The organism is Candidatus Binatia bacterium (assembly GCA_029248525.1).
Taxonomy (GTDB): domain Bacteria; phylum Desulfobacterota; class Binatia; order UBA12015; family UBA12015; genus UBA12015.
In genome coordinates this window covers 1-6897 of record JAQWJE010000032.1, presented here as the reverse complement: position 1 = coordinate 6897, position 6897 = coordinate 1, and the positions used below count along the sequence as shown (strand labels likewise).

General features: G+C 61.4%; 5 protein-coding genes. 1 reads left to right on the top strand and 4 read right to left on the bottom strand.

All coding sequences use genetic code 11. The features are described from left to right. Positions 1 to 183 (bottom strand): hypothetical protein (locus P8K07_06485; protein MDG1958166.1); only part of this gene is annotated, 183 nt, incomplete at its 3' end. A gap of 117 nt (positions 184 to 300) precedes the next feature. Continuing rightward, the gene (locus P8K07_06480) at positions 301 to 957 is read right to left on the bottom strand and encodes a hypothetical protein (GenBank protein ID MDG1958165.1); all 657 of its coding nucleotides are present in this window, start codon (positions 955 to 957) and stop codon (positions 301 to 303) included. A 639-nt stretch (positions 958 to 1596) separates the two neighbouring features. Between P8K07_06480 and P8K07_06475 the strand changes: the two genes are divergently transcribed. After that, positions 1597 to 2610: a hypothetical protein gene (locus P8K07_06475; protein ID MDG1958164.1), complete on the top strand. Its 1014-nt coding sequence runs from the start codon at positions 1597 to 1599 to the stop codon at positions 2608 to 2610. A 64-nt stretch (positions 2611 to 2674) separates the two neighbouring features. On the opposite strand, the gene P8K07_06470 is transcribed toward P8K07_06475, so the two are convergent. Continuing rightward, complete coding sequence (locus tag P8K07_06470) at positions 2675 to 6028, bottom strand: ATP-binding protein (GenBank protein MDG1958163.1); 3354 nt, start codon at positions 6026 to 6028, stop codon at positions 2675 to 2677. Between the two features lie 126 nt (positions 6029 to 6154). Continuing rightward, a complete protein-coding gene (locus P8K07_06465) occupies positions 6155 to 6307 on the bottom strand; it encodes a hypothetical protein (GenBank protein ID MDG1958162.1) in 153 nt (50 codons plus the stop codon). Between the last annotated feature and the right edge of the window lie 590 nt (positions 6308 to 6897).

Below are 6897 nucleotides of genomic sequence, written 5' to 3'. Positions count from 1 at the left end.
TGTCGTCACAGCCACGCTGCTCGAACCGCGGACTTCGCCCTGGTCGTCGGTGAACTCGATGTAGATCCGGTAGTTCGCCGGGTCGAGCGGGATCGTGTCCTTCGCTGGTTCGAAGTGGGTCAAGCACTCTGGGATGATCAGAAGCATCGCTAGACTCGGTTGAAGCTCACAATAAGGATCCACGACGGCCTTCCTTGAATTCGCTAGGTCGCTTAGCGCCCATCAACTTCTCATTCTCGAGTGTCTCGAGGAACCGGGGCAGGTTGCGGACCCGCACCAGCGCTATTCCGGCTCAACGCCTCACCTTCTCAGCGTGCCAGAGACAGAGAGCGCCCAAGACGGGTCCAATTCCAGCCTCAGAGTCGGTCCGACTCGGGCGATCTCAAGACTGGTCACCGCTGGCGGTTCTGGATCTGTCACCCTCAAGCTGTCCAGTCCTGGCCAGACACACTCCACCACCCGGAACATGATCTGTTCTCCCTCGGTAAAGGAACGGAGATAGACTGGCACGATGGGGATGTGCGCTGGTGGATCTGGACTCCTGCAAATGGCCGAGGCTGGATAGGCCAGCTTGGTCTTGGCGAGGGTCTCCTTGTCCTCAGACCCGCGACCATGCTTGGCTTCGAGCACCACAAGAACGGTATATCCGTCACGCCTTGCAAGAAACGCGGCGTCGATCTCGACCTGACTCGAAAGGAATACGAACTGCTGGAGCAGTTCTCTGTCCACATCAGGCTCGTAGGAATCGACCTTGCTCAAGAAGACGTCCGAGTCCTTCAGGAAGAAGTCCTCGATGCGCTCGGATCGCGCCAGGGCAAATGCCGTGCCCGTACCCTCCAGAGCTTTCCCCAATCGAAATGGAAAGGCGTTCGCTTCGATCAACTCTGGGGCGAGTCCCGCCAAATTCTGGACGGAAATGTGGTCTGCCGTGTGTCCCTCGATTTCACTCAGTGCCATCGCGAATACCGACATGAAAACGACACTAGCAGAGCTGAGAAGGAAGGCAGGAAACATGAAGGCGCTTTTTGCCCAGAAGCCGCTCTATTCGTCCAATCGGATTCTGCTGCCGGCAGGGTTTCCCGCTATTCGCGCCCCCGGCGAAGCCCTTTAGCGCGCCGAGATGGCTCCGCACCCGGGATCGCAATTCCGATTAAAATCTTGAGCCGGGGACCAATCTCCTGCCGCGGGGGGTGAGGGGAAAGCGGCACCCCTGGCCTCTCCAGGCGCCCTGGTCGTGCTTCTGTGCCTTTGCCTGATCGTGGCGGTGGTATTCATGTACCGGAACGAACTCGGTGTCGTGGATATGCTGTCGACGCCCGATGGCGCGGAGTATCAACCAGGCAATGCGGGATAGGTCGCTAACAGGGTAGGTCGACGGAACCGCGCCGCGTCTTCTCCACCGATTTCAGGTCTTCGGTCCCATCAAGGAGCAACTGGGAAATCATCGGCTGCATCGCTGTTGTGCCGCTTTTTCTGCGCCATGGCCTGCCTTTTTTCGTAACCGTGTCACGTTGTGATCCCAAAGGTCACGCCTCCTCTATGAAAGGCGGATAAGCCGCCTGCTCACGAAAGACCCCTGGGGGTCGGGAGGAAATCATGAAGAGTCTCATTACCACTATTGCCTTGATCACTGTTTCGCTTGTCGGCACCGCCCCGGATGTGTCTGCGGGCGGTCGCGGGCCCGAGGCGTGCGGCGAAAAGCGCGGGAAGCTTGTCTCGATGGCCGTGAAGGATCTGGCGAAGTGCATGGCTACTAAATTTGGCCCGGATCGAGGGATCTGCGAGGAGCGTGCTCAGGAGAGGCTTGATCGATCCTGGACTCGGCAGGATAGCCGCTACGACTGTTCGAACGAGGAGCCTGGTCTCGGAAAGCGCGCGGGAGCGGTTTTAAGAGACCTGATGGGCGGATTCTGGGATGAACCGTCCTGGGGGCTTCCCGAAGAAAATCCGCCCATCGTGGGCGTTTTCAACAAGGTCGTATTCTTTGCCCCGTTCTGTGACTTCGGCCCCCGGGATCACGACACCGAAGCCTCTTACAATGAGGCAGTTGCAGGAAAGGGTTGCTTTCCCGACCTTCAGAAGGAGCACCACGCGAGCGAGCATTTTGGACTCTACAGGAGCAGCGCGCACACAGGAAAGCGTGAACTCAACTTCAGGCAAGCGGGCCTGGCCTGTCAGCGGATCGCGATCAATGCCGACCTGCCTCGTGCGGATCGTGTCGACTACGACGTGTGGGTATCGAACGAGTACATCGGGCCGGACAATCGGTTCGAGCGCTCCGAGGTCCCATACGTACTTCCCTCAGGAGTTCTTGTAGCAAAAGACTGGGATGACCTGACGGACCAGGAAATTCGTCACCCGATCGACGAGGATGCTTTAGGGCGCAACGTCGGGAAAAAAGACGTCCTCACCGGCACTGACCCGCAAGGAATGCCCACCCTCTTTCATGCGAACAACTGGAGTTTCAATGGGTGGTTTCATACTCTGGGCTCCACGTCGCATACGGTCCAAAAATGGACTTCGAACGGCACAAACGATCAATACTACGACGATCCGAGCGGCGTCGACCCGATGGATATTGGTGAGGGGGTCTACTGCTTCCAGCAATAACCCGTCACCCGGGAAGCGACAGAAAGGGCAGCCGGGCGACCGGCTGCCCTTTTCGCGTTCCGGTTCAGAGTTCCCAATCGAGCGAATCCTCTGGCTCGTATGAACAGAAGACCCCGGTACGGATGCTTCGTTCAAAGTGAGCGTGCAACCCCGGGAGTTCCCTGCGAATACGATCCATGGTGGCCTTGATCCGCTTGCGTACCGCAGTGCGCGCTCTCTCGACGTCGGAATTCGTCTTGCGCCGTCGACCACCCAGTCCGCTTGCGCGTTGAACTTCGGTCAGAAGCGCATCGCGTTCGCGGGTGATGCTTTCGATACGTCCGAGATCGGTGTGGTCCTGCGCCTCGAAAAGCTCAGTATCGATTTCGCGCAAGCGTTCTCGATAAGCCGCGAGCGCCTGCTCGTCGAGCGTCTCGATGCCATCGGCCGAAGGGCCGCCGAGCTCCTCGCCGCGGGCGGGTCGTAGCGTGCCCTCTTCCGGGGCTACAACCTGCCCAAGCGTGACGAGTTCCTGTACGTGGAAATCGGTTCGCGGACGGGCGACAAGCGCATGCATGAAAACGAGGCCTCGCTGGTCTCTGAATTGACATTCTTCGCCCCTCCAGCGCAGCCGCCAGATTTCACCATTGCGCTGGAAGCAAGGGCGTGAGCCGGCACCGTCCGGGGTCTCCACGTCGATGGTTTCCCGTTTCAGGCCGAGCGCACCGTGAAGCCGGCGCAGTCTGGGTAGATCGAGGCTCTCGATCCTCTCGCCAGCCTCTGCTGCGAGGGCCAGCGCTTCGTCCCGACGCCCACGGGCGAGCAGGATCCGCGCAAGGTTGATCCGATCTGCGGTGGCAAAGTAGACCAGCCGTGCTTCCTCGTTTTGGGCCAGCGCACTGCGCGCGAGCGTTTCGGCTTCGTCGAGGTCGCCACAAATCTCGGCGAGTGGTGCGAGGAAGCCCGAGATCAGACCAGAATAGGCCAGGACCATCGGTCGAACATGAAACTGGTGCGCAAACGGGCGCAGGAGTTCGAGGAGCATGGCGGACGCACGCGCATGCCTCAGTTCCGCAGCAGCTTCCGCGTAGAACAACATGCATGCGAGCCAGTCCTGCTTGCGCGCAACCGACGAGAACTCGTGATCGGCAAGCGTGTCGAGAGTGTCTCGTGCGCTGGAAGGGTCCTCGGAGCGGGATACCCCCTTGGTGATCGCGGCCTGGACCACCTCGCCTCCGCCGTCAAAGAGGCTTGAGAGAACAATGCCCTCGTGGCCTCGGCCTTCTCGCGAGCTCGCACGGCGGTAATGCCTTTCCTCCAGAGGAACCAGGCCTTCAATCGGTAGCCACTCCCCGGTGAATTCCTCGAGTTGGCTATGGGTCACGAAAGTGGCTGCATAGGCGAGGATGTACGCTGTGGTGGAATGTGCCCCTGCGAGGCTCTGTGCCATCTCCCCGACAGCGGCCTCGCGATCGACTGCCGCGACGGCTTCGGCAGCACGGCGATGGTGATGCAGCCACGAGTACCGGTGCCCATGCTCCTGGCGAAGAAGGCTGTACATCCGGTCCCCTGCCGCAGCGGCCGCGCGGCGATCACCTAGCGCGGAGCATTCTTCGAACTCGATCGATGTGAGTGCCAGCTCGACTTCAACCTCCGCCACCGGCCCCATCTCGCGAAGTTGCCGCACCGTTTCGATTCGTTTCTCGGGACTCTCTCCCCAAGGGTCGCAGTAGAGAGCGACAAATGCCGGGAAAACTCCACGTTCGCCATCGAGCGCGTCCCAGCGCCGCCGGGCCTCCCGGGCGATGGCAGCTGCCTCGTTGGTTCGTTCGACACCCGGTAACATCTGCAGCACGAATGCCTTCCCCGCGAGGACTTGCGGCAGCTCCCGCGCATCGCTGGGAAGTTTCCCAATCAAATCGTCCATCGCTTCGAGGAGCACCGCCTTCACCTCGGCGTCGCAATGGATGAAATCAGCGAGTTGAAGAATACCGAAGAAGGCCGATACCTGCCGCTCGACCCCCTCTTCGCGAGCGAGGCGCAGGATTGCCGTCAGTCTGTCCCGTGCCCGGCTCGTGTCCTCTCCGATAGCCGCGTCAAATTCTGCGACCAGAAGATTCAGCCGCAGGCCGGGCTCGCCCGTCTCCCCGCCACGAAGGAGCGCATCGAGACCCGCGGAAGCCCATTTCCCCGCCAGCGGATGCACGCCGACCCGGTTTGCTTCTTTCGCAGCTTGCAAAGCCCAGCGTGCGGTAACTTCCGAAGGGATCCGGTCGCCCGCCGCAATGGCATGACGGGCAATCGCGTCCACATCCGGTATGCGACCCTGCTCAACCCGTCGGAGCAGCGCCATTGCCAGCGCCGCGTGTCGTGACGCGAGGCCGGCGGAGTCCAGCGTCTCCGAGATCGCTCCACTGACCGATGCGGGATACAACGACAGCGACGTGCTGGTCGCGTCTTCCTCGATGCGGATCATGGACATGGTGCCCATAGCGGAGACGCGGGTGCGAATGTCTGCCTGGCTGGTGTTCAGCACGACCGCCACCAGGGCATCGTCAACAGGTCCGTCACAGATTGCACAGACCTCGACCAGTTCTCGATCTTCCCGGCCCAGCCGACGGTACCGCTCTCGCGCGAGATTTAGAACCCGGTCACGAATTGGGATATCCGAGCCTGCGCTGAAGTCCCGGTTTGCCGCGAGAGAGTGGGCCAGGAGAGGAACTCCACCCGTAATGGCCATCGCGGCCCCAACGCCACCGATCGCTTCGGTTGTTTCTTCCCCGAGCAGCGTCTCAAGTGCCCCGTGGCCCAGCGGCTCGACCCGCAAGGCACGGTCACCCGCCGCGGCTACCAGCTCATCCACGATCCGGGATTGCCCTTCTGTTTCTTCCGAATCCAGCGTGGCTGCCACCACCACCAGGAAGGGGTGGTCTTCGAGACTGTCGGCTATGATTCGCAGGAGTGCCAAGGACGCCGTGTCGAGATTTTCGCCACCATCCACTGCGAACACGACGGGATGTCGCGCCGTGACTCGGGCAAGCAGCTCGCAGAGCTGCCCCGCAAGGTCGTGCGATCCGCCCGCTCCTCCGGGAATCATGGGTTCCGTCCGCGCCGGATCAATGCTCCCATCCAGCATCAACTTCCGGGAAAGCTCGCGACATTCCGGGAGTCCGATTCTGCGCAACAGGGTGGGCCAGGGCCACGGCGGGCGTGACCGGGCCCCGCGTTCCACGGTCGCCGCACTTGCGTAGAAGCCCGCGGCATTCGCCTGCCGAGCAATTTCCTCAAGCAATACCGATTTGCCCACCCCCAGCGAGCCGCTGACCAGAGCGATCCCACCATGGCCGGCCGCCGTCTCCTGGAGCCAGGAACTGCATACCGCCACTTCTCGCTCTCGCGCGACAAGCGGGGTATTTTCGGTTGCAAATGAAGCGCTCACGAGTCGCTGTCTAGCATCCTCGACCAGCTTTCGCCGACATTCGACAGCTCCTCAAAAAATCCGGGATGCGGCGTTGCCGCGCCAACCCGTGCGACCGGAGGCGGAGCGCCACGTGAAATGCGCCACCTAGATCGCAGAGCCGAGAAGGGCGTGAAGAATCCCCAAATGCTCGGCGTCGTCGGCCCGCGCCTTCTCTGGTCGGTCGGGCTGCAGCAGATGGTCGCCCAGCCGCAATGTTCCCCGGAACCGCTCAACCGGACGGGACGGCCGTTCGTTCATCCGCCACCCAGCGGCCCGGAGGACCGAATCCATGGCCTAACAGGCAGGTCCGCAGGCCTCGCCGAAGACGACCTACGGGTTGAGTCCGGGCGAGGCTCTGGTCTGGCTCACGGACGTCGACAATGACGGATCGTCGCATTCCGAGACAAGGCGCGCCAACGTACGAGATTGAGTCTGTCTGAGACAGGCAAACCGGCAGAGTTGGGGTGGGGTAGCGCTTCGGCGTGCAAGACTCGGCCCAGATTCGGATTGGCCTATCAGGGTCGTTGAGGCGAAAAGCGCCCTACCACCGTTGGCCTGAGACTAGGCGCCATTTGCCTGATTTGTAAAGCGTCAGTTGACGGCAGAATTCCGCCCACGACCGAGGAGAACTCACCAGCCGCCGAATTGCCCGACCCTGCAATAATGGAACTCATGAGACCCGATCGGGCCGCACAGGCAAATCTTTTGTTCGGGAGTCTCATGCAGATGCCCAACGCTACCCCATCCTGACTCGCCACCGAAGAGAGGGAGGGCCGCATTGGGCCCCCACCTCCCAACAATGGTCGAGACCGCGTTAGCGGCAGAGCAACGCGGTGCCACTTCCGTTG